Origin of the sequence: Paenibacillus qinlingensis (genome assembly GCF_031455095.1) — a bacterium.
GTDB classification, from domain to species: domain Bacteria; phylum Bacillota; class Bacilli; order Paenibacillales; family NBRC-103111; genus Paenibacillus_E; species Paenibacillus_E qinlingensis_A.
Genome location: NZ_JAVDSB010000001.1, coordinates 1,012,276 through 1,029,844, shown reverse-complemented (window position 1 = coordinate 1,029,844; position 17,569 = coordinate 1,012,276). Strand labels below are relative to the sequence as shown.

The window sequence follows — 17,569 nt, the reverse complement described above, 5'->3', positions numbered from 1 at the left end:
ATTTAGATAAACAACTGCTGCAGCTGCTGCAAGGTGACAGCGACCTCTAATTGGTTTGCCACTTTCTCATAGCCTAATTCATTGGGATGGATGGCATCCTCAGCTAGAAAAAGCGCCGCTTGACCGACAAAAGCATCATAAACCTGCACGACTTGGATATGCGGCTGTTCTAATTTGCGCAGAAATAGATTAAACCGCTGCACCCAATAGGCAGCATCCGGTATTTGCGGTAAGGGATTATATAAACCAATTAAGGCCAGTAGGTAAGGAGTTTTTATACCTTGCCGCAGCTTTTCAATTTGTGAGATAAGTTTACGGTAGTTGGACTCATACGTTTGTAATGCCGTTTTGAGCACTGAGTTATCGCCGTTATAAAAGAAGGGAATAGCCGCTTGAATGAGATCGTTACCGCCAGCTGTAATTGTAATGAGAGTCGCTTCTTGAATATCCTTCTGAAGCTGTTGATCAGACTCGATAGTCTCAAGCAACTGCGCTGTCGTGGCACCATTCGTGCCAGCATGACGCAAGGTAACAGGTACATTCAGCAGACATTCCAACCTTTGTCGATACACCGAAACGAAGCCATGACCTTCTTCAGCACCATAACCAACGGTTAAAGAATCACCAAACGCCAAGTATTGAATTCTTTTTTCCATCGCTATCCTCTCCCCTAAAGCGTGACGTATATTACTATATGCGGCACCGCCCAGTTTTGGAAGGGATACCTACAGGGGTTCATTCGTCGTTTTTTTTTACGCTTACATGCTGATTAACGTAATTTTCGATTTGCGCTTTCTCTGAAAAAGTGAATTGGAATTCACTATCGCAGCCTTCATCATGAAGGACAATCTGTACAATGTCTCCATCGGTATTACAAATGACAAGGATTGATGGATCTATCAACCCTTCAGGAAAATCTTCACCTTCTGCCAATTGAATGCCAAGGTACACATCCTGCCACTGCCCCCGGCTCTCCGTTTCAAGAAAGCATAAGCTAAATTGGTGCTCTTCATGCTCTGCTCCATATTTCATCATTGTCGATCCCTCCATTTTTTCATCCAGATTTATGATCGTGTTTCTTGCCCTGCTGAGATTGCATTTGGTAGTTCTCGCTTCTATATACTACAATGGAGTGAAGAACCATTCAACAAAGGAGCCAACTTCTCATGAAATCATTAATCGCTCAAACAATAGAAAACAATGCCGCAAGATTCAAAGATATTTCCCGCTTCATTGGGGCAAACCCAGAACTTGGGCATGAAGAATTCCTTGCATTCGCACGTTTAACGGAGGAACTCACCAACCACGGCTTTACGATTGATCGTGGTGTTTTAGATATTCCTACCGCATTCATCGCAACTTACGACTCAGGCAAACCTGGTCCCATCATTGCCTTCATGGCTGAGTACGATGCGCTCCCCGAGCTCGGTCATGCTTGCGGTCATCATCTCATCTGCATGATGAGCATCGGGGCTGCAATCGGCCTCAAAGCGGCTTTAGCAGAAACTGGCGGCAGCATCCGTGTCTACGGTACGCCTGCTGAGGAAACCAAAGGCGCCAAAGTTCCTATGGCGGCAGCTGGGCTTTTCCGCGATGTCGACATCGCACTCATGGCCCATCCTTATTATACGTATGAAAAATCAGGCGAATCGCTGGCCATGGATGCCATCCAATATGAATTCTTCGGCCGTTCTGCACACGCCGCGGCACAACCCTACGAAGGCATTAATGCGCTTGATGCTGTCCTGCAGCTATTCAACAGTATTAATGCGCTGCGCCAACAGCTCAAATCAGATGCGCGCATTCATGGCATCATCAGTGAAGGCGGCAAAGCGCCGAACATCATTCCGGACTACGCGGTTGCTAGATTTTACGTCCGGTCGGCTACACGCACGTATACGAATGAGCTCGTTCAGAAGGTCCTTCACTGTGCAGAAGGCGCTGCCCTTCAAACCGGCTGCACGCTGAAAACATCCTTCTACGAGTACTCGTACGATGAGCTGCGCACAAATGAAATCTTATCCAATGTTTTCACAGACCAGTTGTTCGAGCTTGGTATCAACCCGAAAGAAATTGAAATCGGCAAAGACCACGGGTCCTTGGATCTTGGCAATGTCTCCACACAATGCCCTACCATTCATCCTTTCGTCAAGGTCGTGGGTGAACGACATTTGCTCCATACAAAGGAATTCCGTGATCTCGCTATGACTGAGCCTGCACTTGACAGCATGCTCTTCACGGCGAAGGCGCTTGCTTACACCGCTTATGAAGTGCTGTCTAATCCTGCTTTATTAGCTTCCATAAAAGAAGAATTTGCAGCAGCAAAGTAACCCTGTTTCCGCTCTTCCAACTGTGACAGTATTGAATAGAACATCCCCATACCGATCACACCACTGATGGCAATTAATGAGGCCATAAGCCAGGAAGACAGCATCCCGCCTAGGATTACACCTAGACCGCCCAGAAACGTAGCTCCTCTATATACCATGCCATACAAGGCCATATAGGAGCTGCGTGAATGGTCGGGAGCCATGTTACCGAGGTAGGCTTGCTTGATCGGAACGTACATCAATTCACCTATGGTAGCGATCAGCATCGAAAGTAAGAGTAAGGCAGGATGATTACTATAAGCCAGATAGCTATACCCGGCAATATAACAAGCATAACCGATAAAGAGCACGTTACGATCCTTAAACCGACGCATCAACACACCCATAAACACCGAGAGAACAACCACAAGTACCGTATTCTCCGTACGAATAAATCCTAGCATCTGGAAGCCATCAATACGCCAGGCATTCGTGAGCCACGGCAGAAACGGCGCATCGATCATCTCTTTCCCCAAACGAACAGCGACATAGTTACCCAAATGAAACTCCACGGATACCAACAATAAAGAAGCAATTGTGAAAATCAGAAACGTCTTATCAAGCAGCACCTGCCGATAATTCGTCCAAATGGAAGGACGCTTCCCTTTCGTTTTATTGCTTTTCGCCATTATTTGAGGCTTATAGTCATCCTGAATAAACACATATGTAACGATACCGGTAATCAATCCAATCACAGACAACGCTATAAACAATTCAAACAAATAGGATTTAAATAAAAAAGCGCCAGCCATCCCCGCGATTGCAAAAGATAGATTATTCACCCAATACATAATCGCATACATGAATTTACGTTCCTCAGGCTGCGTAGCATCCAGCAGCATAGCCTCGTTAGCAGGCCCATGAATCCCCCAGCATATACTTACTATAATCATTAAGTTAAAGGTTGCGATTGGTGATTCCCACCAAGGTGAATTTGCTGCTGCCATAAGCAGGAAACAGAGCATCCAGCCTATTTCTGCCGCCAGCATCAGCTTCTTCCTGCCAAATCGATCTGAATAGTACCCGCCGATGATACCTGCAACGACACCTGCCAAAATGCCCAGAATAACAACCAAACCAGCAAGTGTATCTCCTAATTTCCCTGAAAAATAGATCGACATAAATGGCAGCACCATATTATTCGCAGTGCCCGATAGAAAGGATAAGCCTATTCTTACTTGTACATTGCGATGAAAATCTCGAAACCTCACGCTGCACCTGCCTCCATCTCACACACCATTATTAACCTCCGTTCAATTAAAGAACGCAAGAAACACTTACGGTTTCTCGTTACTTCGCAAGAACAAGGCTACACCAACAAGCAGTAAACAACCAGCCAATAGCTGCATCGCCGTAATCGTTTCACCTAATAGAAAATAGGCTAATATCGACGCACCCAGCGGCTCCCCAAGCACAGTCATCGATACCGATGAAGCTTTCATATATTTCAGCAACCAGTTAAACACATAGTGCCCGAATATCGTGGAGACGAACGCTAGCAGGAAAAAGATTCCCCATTCCTTCATCGGATAGCCTGTGAATGCTTCTCCGGAGTAAATATTCGTCACCGCAAGCGTTAGTCCCGCGAACAAGAATACAAGAAAGCTATAGACATAGGCTGAAATGCGCTCTCTCAAGCTTTTGCCAAGTAACATATGAAAGGCAACAGCGATCGTCCCAACGAAGGAAAGTACATCGCCCTTCAGCGCTTCACCTGAAAATTGAAAATCGCCCCACCCGATGCAGATAGCTCCGACAATCGCAATACACATGGCTATGATGGCGGTACGGCTTGTCCGAACACCATACAGCAAGAAGGCACCAACCAGCACAAAAATCGGCTCAAGTGTTAAAATCGCAGTTGAGCTTGCAACCGTCGTGTAGCGCAGCGAATCCATCCAAAATAAAAAGTGCAAACCAAGCGCAATACCCGAGATCGCCGTGCGAACCCAATCTTTCATCTGAATTCTCTGAAACTCTTTGCGGTAATTCCATAGGAATGGCAGCATTAAGACATTCGTCATAAAAAGTCTGTACATCGCGATGACAGCTGCTGATGCGTCAGACCATTTTACAAATATGGAGGAAAAAGATATAGCAATAATACCGATTACCAGAAAAATCGGGATGGGAATTTTCGTTTTATTCATTGCATTCATTAGTAACGAACTCCTTAGCTGAAAATTACTGTCTTGTTGTCGTCAAATAAGTATATAGGAGGATGTTCGGCTTGCCAATCTTTTTTAAACGATGTTCAATTAATTACAGGCATGAAAAAGCCCTCCGTCCCACCTACATCACGTAGGTAAAACGAAGGGCTGTATATACGTTAAATAATTAATCTAATACTGCGGACATATGCTTGTTCGTTACGGACCAATGGGATGTATTCCAGATGGATTCTTTATTTTTGAAATAAAGAATTTGTGGGGATGCATGCTTGATACCGAGGTCCTCTGCGATTTGATTCGAAACAGGACGGGACTCAATCACCTTCACCAAGAAATAATCCACAGCCTCATTGTGTGTGCCAGATAAGTATTGTTCATATTCATCAAGTGCACTCGCACTTACTGGACATGTTGTACTGTGCTTTAGAATAACAGCGGGCTTTTCCTCAGAACGATCAAGCACTTCCTGCCACTCCGATAACGTCGTTAACTCTTTCCATGCAGACATGTTTCACATCTCCTTTCTCTACTTTCTCCTCAAAATTATAAGATAACCACTTCGCTTATGCAACTTGTTCTCTTTACTAAAGTCCTACGTACAAGTCAACCCTCCCGGACTTCTAGCGATTCTGATCGTGGCACTGTTTAGGCTTCCAGTGCTTGGTTTAGCGCGCAATAAGAAATAAATGGAAATTGTACATCTATTTAGAAATAATATTAGCATAAACTTAAATTAAATGGAAAAAATGTAGTTAATTCCCTTGAAATTACTCGAATCGGGTATAAATCTTAAAATTACATGCAGAAAATCCAGTTATTTTACAATTTAACGGAAATCCGCGTGAATTAACTACATAAAATCCATTTATTCTCCCGATGAACCGTTCTATCAACACATTTTTCGAGTTACGGAGCTAAGGCGCCTCTTTCTTGTGCTGTAACTCGAAAAACCCTAAGCGGCAACTGGCCGCCTAGGGTTCTGTTCGCTTAAGATCTCACTTGCAAGAATTGACGGAATAAGAATACCGCCTTCAACTTCAAGAGATCATTGACTTTTTTGAAATCAACTTGCAGTAGATCACTAATTTTCTCCAACCGATACGTAACGGTATTACGATGAATGAATAATTGCTTAGCAGCCTCACTGACTTGACCGTCGTTTCGAATAAATACTTCAAGCGTACGAATCATTTCTTGGGAATACTCCGGATCCTTCTCTAAGAGAGGACGCAGAATCTTCGCACAGTAATCTTCCATCATAGGAGAAGACAAGTGCTGAAAAAGATGAGCGAATTCAATCGTTTCATAATGAAGGACGCGATCTGGCAAACAGAGTTTCTCTGCCATTCGCCCCGTCTCACCACATTCCAAGTAAGCTTCGCGAAGTGCAGTAGGCTTCACTTTCAGTGATGAGATATAGAACACCATGCCCTCTCGCTCAGACACATGACCGGCTTCCCGTTCAAACTTACCTAATAGCTGTGACAGCTCTTCCTCGGGAAATCCATCCGCTTGCGTCGTGGAATAGATGGAAAACAGATGATCTTTTAGGATAAAATGATGCCCTCGCACATTGTTAGATTTCAAATGGCTCTCCAAATATTGCTTAACTTCCTTGAGCTTCTCACTCCCAGCATCCTGACTCAATGATGGATTCTTACTCTTTCCAATGACACATTGGTAAGCACCTGTAAAAATGAATACACCTCTCGCTTCCGCTTGCTCCATAAACCCCTCAAGGGACGTTCCTTTATCCAAGTAGCGGATGAGGTTATTTTGCAAATCCCGCTCAGCTGAAGCTTCAACATGGGAACGGAACGTATAGCTCATATGGAACGAGAGAATATCTGCGGCTTGTTGAAACAAACCTTCCTCCACAGTAGCCAGCAAAACAACATCAGGAATAATTAATAATTGTCCTAATGGCTCATCATCTTGTTGTTGTAAACTAACGCGATATGCTCTATCTTTTCCTGCATAGACCCAGCCTGATTTCCGCTTTTTCGGCCAGTCCTGAGCAAGTTGCTCGGCATGCCATGAACTTGTGTTAAATAAGACCCGACCTCTTGCTCCAATAACTGCCATCGGATACCCTAGAATTTCGCTGACAAGCTGAAACATGTCGTTCATGTTATCTTGTTTCAGTCCGAACTGCATCAGCTTCTTCTGCTTTTCGAGCACCGTTTGCAGCAACTCAGTATTCCGGCGATATTCAGCGTTAAACAGCGCATTCATCTGATCCGAGAACGTGAATTGAAACGGCATTTCAATAATTGGAAAATGTAATCGATCCGCTTCGTCCATGACGATTTGCGGCAGCTCCGTCCAAAATCTCCCGAGCTTAATCCCTAGACCCGCAGCTCCGCGGTCATTTAATTTGCGCAGGAGGTTCACGGTTTCTTGCGGACTGTCTTTCATTGCGAAGGCTGTCGTAAACAGCATTTCACCTGATTTTGTCCAATCGGCAATATCAGGTGCATCCATGACATTGACTGATTTAACAATGCGGGATTCCCCTTGTTTTCCGGCGACTAACTTTGCTTCCGTTAAAGGATATATCGCCAACGCTTCACGAATGGTAAGATGCATCGTGCTTCCCCCCTATGCCTTTTAATCGATTATAGGACGATCAAACGGTACCCGTCAATGGATTTACGTCATAAAACATGACATAACATAAAAATTTATGAAATTTTCATGAAAATTATTTATTATATGTAAGGTTATATGACATATAGCGAATAAAAAGAACCCTCACAACCACGATCTCCGTAGTAATGAAGGCTCCTTATGCTGAAGCTTCAACTAAATCACACGAAACGTTCCTGTCCCGATCGTCCCCAAATTGCCTTCACTGTCCTCAACGCGACCTTGAGCTGTAATCATTTTACGTGATTGATGGACAAGTTCCGCTGTTACAAGCAGCCTTCCTGCGTAGAGGGGAGACACAAAATGCACATTCAAGTTTGTAGTAACAACTTTCTCTTCTGGCCTAGCGATCATGGCGATAATTCCCATTGCGGTATCCAACAACGAGGACGTGACACCGCCATGAACCATGCCAATGGGGTTTAAATGATGCGGCTTCGCATCCAAAGCGATTGTAATGATACCATTCGCCATACCGACAAATTCACAACCCAGATAGCCCCAGAAGGTGGGTTCCGCTGCGGCGGCGAGCTGCTGCAATTTTCTTATGATACGATCATTTCCATCATCCATTGGACTCCCTCCTTCATTGTAAGGGCTGCCCTACGTATGATAGCCCTGCTATTTACTGCTTGACTTCTTCTTCTAGTAATTGCCGACGGAGGACCTTGCCAATCATCGTTTTTGGCAAAGACTTCCGAAATTCAACTTTACGAGGTACTTTATAGGCAGCCAACCGTTCTCTGCACCAGACATCGAGCTCTTTCTCCGAGAGTGTCATCCCTTCTCTAAGAACGATAAATGCTTTCACAGTTTCCCCACGGTATTCATCAGGAACCCCTGCGACAGCCGCTTCCAGAATCGCTGGATGCTCGTAGAGCACTTCTTCAATATCACGCGGGTAAATATTAAAGCCACCTGCAATAATCAAATCTTTTTTCCGGTCAACAATCGAAAAGAAACCATCCTCATCCATTCGTCCCATATCCCCGGTATATAACCAGCCATCTTTGATCGTCTTGGCCGTTTCTTGCTCCCGTTTCCAGTACCCCTTCATAATTTGAGGGCCTTTAATAATAATTTCACCGATCTCACCAATCGGCATTTCCTCCCCGGAGTCAGAGTCCACGACTTTTGTTATGGTATCCGGAAAAGGAACACCGATAGACATAATCTTACGGAATCCCCAGATCGGATTGGCATGGGTAACAGGCGAAGCCTCTGTCAGCCCGTACCCTTCAATTAATCTACCTCCGGTCAATGCTTCAAAACGCTCTTGAACCTCAAGGGGCAGTGGCGCTGAACCGCTTACACAAACATTAATGGAAGAAATATCAACGTCCTTCACCCGTTTATGATTGATTAACGCGACGTACATGGTAGGCGCACCCGGGAAAATGGTCGGCCTTAATTTGTGAATGGTATCTAGAATCATATCAATATCAAACTTAGGAATGAGAATCAGCATGCCTGCGCGATACATGGCTTGGTTCAGAAGAACCGTCAAACCGAAGACATGGAAGCACGGAATCGCACCTAAGTAACGATCTCCGCCAGGTTCAACTTGATAACACCAATGACTCGTCTGATACGTATTTGAAATTAAATTGGTGTGTGTCAACATGACACCCTTAGAGAGCCCCGTTGTTCCACCGGTGTATTGAAGTAACGCAATATCTTCATCCGCGTTGACATCTACACAAATCGGCGCAGCCGAAGCCCCTCGCAATAACTTCTTGAATGCATAAACGCCGTCTCCATAAGTCACATCGAGCTTGGCGCCATCCTTTTTCATTTTAATGGGATATAACAGATTCTTAGGAAACGGTAAATAATCCTTAATCGAGGTTACGATAACATGGCGCAAAAATGTCCGTGATTTCGCCTTCTGAACGCGATCAAATAGCAGATCCAAGGTGATTATGACGACAGCTTCCGAATCAGAGAGCTGATGAATCAGCTCTCTCTCCACATAAAGTGGATTCGTCATCACGACAATTCCACCCATCATTAGCGTGCCGAAATACGCAATGATAGCCGAAGGACAATTCGGCAGCATAATCGACACCCGTTCCCCTGGACGTACCCCAAGATCCAATAACACGTGAGCAAATTGATAAGACGCATGTAGCAATTCGCGATACGATAGCTTTTTCCCCAAGAAATACAAGGCAGGCCGTTCGGGAAATTGATGTGCTGAATCAACCAACAGACGTGCTAGATTATGTTTCGGGTACTCGTAAGTCGGCGCCACTTCCGCTGGATAATGACGCAGCCAAGGCTTTGTCTCCCTCATACAAAACCATCCCCTTCAGGTTCTTGACTCCCAAGACTCATCCGATGAATTTCTCACCCTGAATTACACGTGCGGCGATGTCGCGCTTCAACCCCACCGTATTGACACTGCTGCGTCTAGAAAGCTTCTTGAGTATAGATAGTTGAGTCCGAAGCACATCTCCTTCTTCCATCGTACTGAGTGCTTCTTTCGCATATGCCTCAATTTTGTCAAAAGCTTCATGAATAAATACCGTCGTGATCTGAATGGCGTTTTTCGCCTTACTTTCGCCTTGTTTGTCAATGAGTTTTTGGGTACGAAGCAGTCCACTTTCTGCAGCAAAAATTTGAATCATGATATCCGCTAGGTTGCTAAGCACCTCTTGATTCTTCTCAAGTGCCATCCCGTATTTCTGTACGGCAAGCCCGCCTACCATAAGGAAAACTTTCTTCGCCATGCTCACAAGATGAGCTTCTTCTTCTAAAGTCCCCTCGAACGTTTGACCTGGCATGTAGCCAAGCAAGTCGCCTTGCAGCTCTTGAGCTTTTTGTAACAAAGGCAACTCGCCTTTCATGGCTTTCTTCACTAAGGTACCCGGAATGAGCAAGCGATTAATTTCATTCGTCCCTTCGAAAATACGATTAATCCGCGAGTCACGGTAGATCCGTTCCACTTTATACTCTTGAATGAAGCCATAACCGCCATGAATTTGCAGCCCCTCATCGGCAACAAAGTCTAGAACTTCCGAAGCAAAGACCTTATTGATCGAGCATTCCAATGCATACTCAGATATACCCTTTGCCGAGATTTTGCCTGCCTCTGGACTCGAATGGTCAATATCCTTAAGGATCGTATCAAATAAGCCTGTCGTCCGGTACACCATGCTTTCTAGGATATACGTCTGAATGTTCATTTCTGCCAATTTTTTACCAATTAGAGGGAATCGCGAAATCGGTGTTTGGAACTGTTGGCGCGTATTCGCATATTTGGATGCGAGCTCAATTGTCTCCTTAGATGCACCTAGACAACCAACAGCCAACTTGTAACGACCGATATTCAGAATGTTAAAAGCAATAAGATGACCTTTGCCAATTTCGCCAAGCAGGTTTTCTACAGGTACCTTTACATCTTCAAAAAATAAGGGACGTGTCGATGAGCCTTTAATCCCCATCTTCTTCTCTTCAGGTCCCATGGTAAAGCCTGGATCACCTTTTTCCACGATAAAAGCGGTAAAGTCTGTTCCATTAATCTTCGCATAGACGATGAAAATATCAGCAAATCCGGCATTTGTGATATAAAGTTTCGAACCGTTTAAAAGATAATGTGTTCCGTCTTCCGACAGTCGAGCCGTCGTTTTGGCACCAAGGGCATCTGATCCAGAAGTCGGCTCCGTTAAGCAATAGGCGGCGATTTTCGCTCCTGTGGCTAAATCAGGCAGATACTTTTTCTTCTGCTCCGGCGTTCCGAAGAACACGATTGGCAATGTTCCGATCCCGACATGCGCGCCTATGGATAAGGCAAAGGAAGAAGCACGCGCTAAGTTTTCACTGATAATTGTGGAGCTGACCTTATCCAAACCTAGGCCACCATAAATTTCAGGCACATCTGCCCCAAGCAATCCAAGGTCACCTGCACTGCGCATGAGTTTAACGGTTAAATCATAATCCAGCTTCTCCAAGTGCTCATCATTCGGCATAACTTCCCCATTCACGTAATCACGTGTTGTTTCTGCAATCATGCGATGTTCTTCCGTGAAATCCTCCGGAGTAACAATGGAATGAAAATCAAGATCCGATATAACAAAGCTTCCGCCTACGATTTTGTTCGTCATGAGTCAACTCTCCTTATGATTTGGGATAATGATTAGGAACACTTATGAAGAAAAGATGATTGCGTGATTATTCCACAGCATGAACTTGAAACACACCAGCCGCTCCCATGCCGCCGCCAATACACATGGACACGACACCATACCCGCCGCCTCGGCGCTGCAGTTCATAAATTAAACTTGTCGAGAGCTTTGCACCCGTACAGCCCAGTGGATGGCCCAGTGCAATTGCGCCCCCGTTGACATTAACCTTCTCTTCGTCTATACCCAGTTCGCGAATAATATGCACGCACTGAGAAGCAAAAGCTTCATTAATCTCAAAAAGATCAACTTGATCTTGGGTAATTCCAGCCATCTGGAGCGCCTTCGGAATCGCTTTGACAGGTCCAACGCCCATAATTTCCGGCTCCACACCGGAAAGCGCAAAGGACAGGAACGTCGCCATCGGCTTCAGCCCGAGCGCTTCCGCGCGCTCTCGGCTCATCAGCACGGCCGCCGCTGCGCCGTCCGACGTCTGTGACGCGTTGCCCGCCGTCACAGAGCCCCCCAAGCTGAACGCAGGCTTCAGCTTGCTCAGACCTTCCACGGATGTATCGGGGCGAACGCCCTCATCCGTGGCAAAAACATAGGGGCGAACGTAGGCTTTGCCGCGTTCGTCCACACCTTTCACGCTCGTGCTCACCGGCACGATCTCGTCTGTGAAGCGGCCCGCTGCGATGGCCGCCGCTGCCTTCTGATGGCTGCGCGTCGCGAAGCCATCCTGCGCTTCGCGCGAGATGCCGAAGCGCGTCGCGACGGCTTCGGCCGTATGCCCCATGCCCATGTACACCTCGGGCATGGTCTCGACCAGCCGCGGATGCGGCGAGAGCTTGAAGCCCGTCATCGGGACGTGGCTCATGCTCTCCACGCCTCCGGCGATGACCACCTCGGCGTGGCCGAGCATAATGCGCTCCGCCGCATATGCGATGGCTTGCAAGCCGGAGGAACAGAAGCGATTGACCGTGATGGCCGGCACGGTCACGGGAAAGCCCGCATACAGCGACATCGTGCGGGCGAAGTTCAGCCCTTGCTCGCCTTCGGGCATCGCGCACCCGATGATGATGTCCTCGACATCACCTTTGTCGAGACCAGGCACGCGCCGTACGGCTTCTTCGAGTACGGCTTTACCAAGATCTTCCGCGCGCGTTTGCGCGAAACTACCTTTTTTTGCGCGCCCTACGGCGGTGCGTGTTATAGATACAATGACGGCTTCCTTCATCGAACTCACCTCATTAGGAATAGTTGGGGTTCACATTTTACAAATTGTGTTCTCATTCTTTTCTATTTCATTTAATTCCCATTTTTTTCTTTTCGTTATCCTTTTCGTTATCCTTATCCTCAATCTCGACCTCATTCTCGCCCCCGTGTCCAACCTCACCTTCATCCCTTTCCCTAAGGGAACGACAATACGCTATTTCCAGCGAAATGAGCTGATTTCAACACTAGAGGGAACCTAGGTGCACTATTTACTCGAAATGCCCACCAACTGATCGCTTTTGGACCAATTAGCGCACTATCGTTCCGCTTAACTTCGAAATCAGGCTAAATGCGGACAAATAGCGTCTGTACGTTCCCTTTGCCCGCATCCTAATTCCTCAACGCCTTCCCTTTCGAGAGCATAAACTGCATCCGCTGCTGCGTCTTCAACTCACCACATAGACTCAAGAAAGCTTCGCGCTCCAAATCGAGCATATATTGCTCCGTCACCAATGTCCCCGCAGGCACATTCCCTCCAGCCAACACATGAGCGAGCTTATTGGCTATGAGCTGGTCATGTGCACTAATGTAGCCGCCTTTCAGCATCGAGTAGGCACCAACCTGCATAACGGCCTTTCCATTCTCGCCGACCACGCGGATTTTCTCCACCACTGGAGCTGTATAGCCAGCCGCATCCATCCGAAGCACAGCTTGCTTCGCTTCATAAATCCGATGATCCGGATTCACCACAACGGAATCCTGCGCTCGCATATACCCGAGACGTTTCGTATCATGGCCGCTTGTGGATACTTTCGCCATTGCTACCGTCTCAAACGCCGCATTGATCCATGGCTGCAGATCAACTTCCGGATCTCTTACTTGCTGACTGGCGAGTAGTGCTAGTTCTTTACAACCGCCCCCCGCAGGAATAAGTCCTACTCCCGTTTCAACGAGTCCGTAATACGTCTCCGCTGAGAAAATCGTTTGATCCGCCGGCATGCAAGCCTCCACGCCTCCGCCGAGCGTCATTTTATGAGGAGCAGCGACAACCGGTCTATCCAGTCTTTTCAACTTCAACATTGCGTTCTGGAATAGCCGAATGATGCCATCTACTTCATCCCATTCGCCGTCTTGAGCTTCCATCAACAGAAGCATTAGATTAGCGCCAACACAGAAATTTTTACCCTCATTAGCCACAACCAGCCCTCGATAATTGCTGCGTACCTCATCAACGCTCTGCCCAATCATCGTAAGAATATCGGCCCCAATTGCATTATTGGGCGAATTGAATTCCAAGCATGCTACGTCATCACCAATATCAATTAAGCTCGCTCCGCTGTTCGAGCGGATGATTTTGTTTTGCTGCTTGAGTGACGACAATGAAATAATTTCTGGCCGTGACTCCACCTCACGAAGCTCCCCATTCATAATGGCGAAGGTATGACCCTCTTTTCGCTCATAAAAGCTGTCATGACCCGCGTCAATCCACGCTTTTACCCACTCTGGCACGGTGCTTCCTTCCGCTTCCATGCGTTCTACCGAACGCTTCAGCCCAATTGCATCCCATGTCTCAAAAGGTCCCAATTCCCAATTAAATCCCCACTTGAGCGCATTATCGATGTCCACGATGTTGTCTGCAATTTCGTCGCGTTTGTCAGCTGCATACAGCAATACTGGCTTCAAAATGTTCCACGCCAGGTCTGAATACCGATCCTTCGCACCTAATAAAGCTTTCAGCTTCTGGGCAGTGCCCTTTGCCTGTTTAGCTGCCTCCAACGATGCTGAGCTAAGTTTGCGACCAACCGCGTATTCCATCGTTTCCAAATTCAAAGCTTGAATTTCTTTACCTTCGGCCGACTTCACTTTCTTATAAAAGCCTTGACCCTGCTTCTCACCAATCCAACCTTTGGCCACCATCTGTTTCAAAATCTCAGGCGTATCGAAGACATCCTTCTCTACTGGATCCGTCACAAGATCAAACACATTGTTCGCCACATGCACGAATGTATCGAGACCAACGAGATCCAATGTGCGGAAAGTCGCACTTTTCGGGCGACCCATAGCAGGTCCTGTAACTGCGTCAACTTCTTCAACTGTATAACCTTTAGCCAACATTTCCCGTAAAGTAATGAGCAAACCGTAAGTACCAATTCGATTACTTATAAAATTAGGTGTGTCTTTCGCTTGCACAACGCCTTTTCCAAGTTTTTTCTCACAAAAATCATACATGAAGGATATAATGGCTGGATCTGTTTGTTCATTAGGAATAATTTCCAATAATTTCATATAGCGTGGCGGATTGAAGAAATGAGTCCCTAGGAAATTCTTTTTAAATGCAGCACCCGCATTTGCAACCATGGCATTAATTGAGATCCCCGACGTATTCGATGAGACAATCGTTCCAGGCTTCCACACTTGTTCGATGCGAGCAATAAGCTCTTGTTTCGCCTGTAAATTTTCGATAATGACTTCGACGATCCAATCCACTTGGCTCAGCTTCGCCAAATCGTCCTCGATATTCCCCGGTGTAATGCGCGAGGCAAAAGTTTCACTATACAAGGGTGCCGGGTTTGTTTTTCCAAGCTTCTCCAAGGCGCCGACTGCAAACCGATTTCGTACTTTAGGATGATCGAGCGTAAGCCCTGCTGCTTCTTCTTGCGGCGTCAACTGATCAGGCACACGATCCAGCAATAAGACAGGAATACCTACGTTGGCCAAATGCGCAGCAATACCGGAACCCATTACACCCGAACCGATTACCGCTGCCGTACGAATAGTTGTCATGAGATCATCTCCTAAATGTTTTCGTTTTCTAAAGACCAAATACCGATTGTGCCAGAATCTCTGCGATATCCCTGGCTTTTACATGCTCCTCTACTTCTTTCAACTTCGTGCCATCCTCCACCATTGTCAGACAATAAGGGCACGCCGATGAGATCACCGTTGGTTTGACACTCAGAAGTTGCTCCGTACGCGCCACATTCACACGAGTACCCGCTGTTTCCTCCATCCACATCATGCCTCCGCCCGCTCCACAGCACATGCTGTTCTCACGAGAACGCGCTTGTTCCACAAGTTCCACACCAGGAATCGCCCGCAACACGTTACGTGGCTCTTCATAAACCTCGTTATAGCGGCCTAAGTAACAGGAATCATGGTACGTTATGCGTTCATTGACCTCATATTGCGGAGTCAAGCGTCCTTCTTTCACCCATAGATCCAGCAGTTCTGTATGATGAAAAACCTCTGCCGTTAAGCCAAATTCGGGATACTCGTTTTTGAACGTGTGGTACGTATGCGGGCATGTCGTGACGATTTTCTTGACCTTGTACTTTTGAAAAGTAGCGATATTATCCGCACATAGCTGTTGGAACAGAAATTCATTCCCCATCCGACGCGGTGTGTCGCCTGAATTTTTTTCCTCGTTTCCTAATATGGCAAAAGAGATACCAGCCTCCTTCATTAATTTCACGAATGCCTGTGTGATTTTGCGGCTGCGGTTGTCATAGGCACCCATGGAACCCAAGAAGAACAGATATTCAAACGTTGGATTCTCCTTCACCGTTCGCACTTCAAGCGCATCTTCCGGATCAACCTCTTTAACCCATTTCACACGATCATTGCGGGAAATCCCCCAAGGATTGCCTTGTCTTTCGATATTTTGCAGCGCTCGCTGCCCATCATGCGGCATACTGCCTTGCGTCAGCACCAAGTGCCTGCGCATATCAATAATTTTATCCACATGCTCATTGGCTACAGGACATTGATCCTCACAGTTGCGACAGGTTGTACAAGCCCATAGCTCTTCCTCGGTGATCACGCCCCCGATAAGTTCTACCTCCAGTGGATTCCCCTGCGACTCTGGTGCGAACACCATTGCAGGCACCCAAGGTGACTTCGACGTAATGGCAGCGCCCTTCTCTGTCAAATGATCGCGCAGCTTCGTAATCAGATGCATCGGAGATAGCAGTTTACCAGTCGTGTTAGCAGGACATACGCTCGTACAGCGACCACATTCTACACAGGAGTAGAGATCGAGCATCTGCTTTTGCGTAAATTCCTCAATCTTGCCAACGCCGAATGTCTCTGCATTTTCATCCTCCAAATCCATTGAAGCAAGCTTTCCAGTAGGCTCTGTGCGTCGCAGCAAGATGTTGATCGGAGCGGTTATGATGTGAAAATGCTTGGACTGCGGCACATAAATGAGGAAAGCCAACAATATCAGCAGATGCATCCACCAGCCAATATAGAAGCCCGCTGTTGCCGCCGAAGTCGACATCCCTTCGAACATAGCCGCCCATGCGGATGTGAGTGGTGCGAAACCAGAAGTCGGAAGCCCCTCACGTACACGTTCAAAGCCACCGCTAATCACAACAGATAACATCAGGAACATGATAAAAAACACAACAATACTTGGCTTCCAACCTCGCTTAAGGCGTTTAAGCTTCTCTACATAGCGTCTGTAAGTCGCATAGGCCATGGCCAGCACGATCAATCCGACCGTCACTTCCTGCATGAGGGTGAAGTAGTCATAACCTGGGACAGGTAACCCTCGGTCAATTAATCCTTTTAAAATAAGGTCCAAGGCGCCTAACTGTAGAATAATGAAGCCATAAAAAATCACGATATGCATAATGCCGCTTTTTTTATCCTTCAATAACTTCGTCTGGCCAAACACTTGAACCGCAAACCCCTTGAGCCTTAAGCTAGCTTCCTTCTTCAAATCCACTGATTTTCCCAACTGGATGTATAAATATCGGTGATACACAACCCGGCCGAACCCGTAGAGTGCCAAACCCGTAACCGCCAGAAAGAGGAGAAACTGAATCAGCGTACCGGTCATGGAGTACCCTCCTTTTATTTAATTTTGTCCATTTAGTTCAATACTCATGTTAGCGCTTACATTCCTCTTTCGTAAAAAAGCAAATTCCATTCGTCCCTTTTTTTAAAAAAATAAGAGTAGAAACCTGCTTCCATGTGAAGAGTAAGCCGACAAACCTCCCTACTTGCTTGATTAAGCGGAATAAGTCGTTGACAAGGC

Annotated in this window: 13 protein-coding genes; 1 reads left to right on the top strand and 12 read right to left on the bottom strand. The window is 46.5% G+C overall.

Going from position 1 to position 17,569, the window contains the following annotated elements:
• Window positions 1-2: 2 nt before the first annotated feature.
• Window positions 3-656 (bottom strand): GDSL-type esterase/lipase family protein, encoded by a 654-nt coding sequence (locus J2736_RS04605; protein ID WP_310223983.1) that lies wholly within the window; start codon window positions 654-656, stop codon window positions 3-5.
• 79 nt (window positions 657-735) lie between these two features.
• Entirely contained in the window at window positions 736-1,035 is a 300-nt protein-coding gene (locus J2736_RS04600; protein WP_310223981.1) for a hypothetical protein, read from the bottom strand.
• A gap of 131 nt (window positions 1,036-1,166) precedes the next feature.
• On the opposite strand from J2736_RS04600, the gene J2736_RS04595 reads away from it, so the two are divergent.
• Window positions 1,167-2,330: a M20 family metallopeptidase gene (locus tag J2736_RS04595; RefSeq protein ID WP_310223980.1), complete on the top strand. Its 1,164-nt coding sequence runs from the start codon at window positions 1,167-1,169 to the stop codon at window positions 2,328-2,330.
• Here J2736_RS04595 and J2736_RS04590 read toward each other — a convergent pair.
• The 10 genes from J2736_RS04590 to J2736_RS04545 all read right to left on the bottom strand — a co-directional run bounded on the left by J2736_RS04590 (window position 2,264) and on the right by J2736_RS04545 (window position 17,371).
• Complete coding sequence (locus J2736_RS04590; protein ID WP_310223978.1) at window positions 2,264-3,580, bottom strand: MDR family MFS transporter; 1,317 nt, start codon at window positions 3,578-3,580, stop codon at window positions 2,264-2,266. The two genes, J2736_RS04595 and J2736_RS04590, sit on opposite strands and share 67 nt — an antisense overlap.
• Before the next feature lie 66 nt (window positions 3,581-3,646).
• Window positions 3,647-4,519, bottom strand: coding sequence for a DMT family transporter (locus J2736_RS04585; protein WP_310223976.1), 873 nt, complete (start codon window positions 4,517-4,519; stop codon window positions 3,647-3,649).
• A 187-nt stretch (window positions 4,520-4,706) separates the two neighbouring features.
• Window positions 4,707-5,048, bottom strand: a complete 342-nt coding sequence (gene ytxJ / locus J2736_RS04580) for a bacillithiol system redox-active protein YtxJ (RefSeq protein ID WP_310223974.1) — start codon at window positions 5,046-5,048, stop codon at window positions 4,707-4,709.
• A 479-nt stretch (window positions 5,049-5,527) separates the two neighbouring features.
• Window positions 5,528-7,129: a PucR family transcriptional regulator gene (locus J2736_RS04575; protein ID WP_310223972.1), complete on the bottom strand. Its 1,602-nt coding sequence runs from the start codon at window positions 7,127-7,129 to the stop codon at window positions 5,528-5,530.
• A 216-nt stretch (window positions 7,130-7,345) separates the two neighbouring features.
• Complete coding sequence (locus J2736_RS04570) at window positions 7,346-7,762, bottom strand: PaaI family thioesterase (protein WP_310223970.1); 417 nt, start codon at window positions 7,760-7,762, stop codon at window positions 7,346-7,348.
• 52 nt (window positions 7,763-7,814) lie between these two features.
• Window positions 7,815-9,485, bottom strand: coding sequence for a long-chain-fatty-acid--CoA ligase (locus tag J2736_RS04565; protein ID WP_310223968.1), 1,671 nt, complete (start codon window positions 9,483-9,485; stop codon window positions 7,815-7,817).
• A gap of 37 nt (window positions 9,486-9,522) precedes the next feature.
• Window positions 9,523-11,295, bottom strand: a complete 1,773-nt coding sequence (locus tag J2736_RS04560; RefSeq protein WP_310223966.1) for an acyl-CoA dehydrogenase family protein — start codon at window positions 11,293-11,295, stop codon at window positions 9,523-9,525.
• Between the two features lie 67 nt (window positions 11,296-11,362).
• Window positions 11,363-12,550 carry an acetyl-CoA C-acyltransferase gene (locus tag J2736_RS04555; RefSeq protein ID WP_310223964.1) on the bottom strand — a complete coding sequence of 396 codons (1,188 nt, stop codon included), beginning with the start codon at window positions 12,548-12,550 and terminating at the stop codon, window positions 11,363-11,365.
• Window positions 12,551-12,918: 368 nt separating this feature from the next.
• Window positions 12,919-15,312, bottom strand: coding sequence for a 3-hydroxyacyl-CoA dehydrogenase/enoyl-CoA hydratase family protein (locus J2736_RS04550; RefSeq protein WP_310223962.1), 2,394 nt, complete (start codon window positions 15,310-15,312; stop codon window positions 12,919-12,921).
• A gap of 28 nt (window positions 15,313-15,340) precedes the next feature.
• The gene (locus J2736_RS04545) at window positions 15,341-17,371 is read right to left on the bottom strand and encodes a (Fe-S)-binding protein (RefSeq protein WP_310223960.1); all 2,031 of its coding nucleotides are present in this window, start codon (window positions 17,369-17,371) and stop codon (window positions 15,341-15,343) included.
• Window positions 17,372-17,569 lie beyond the last annotated feature (198 nt).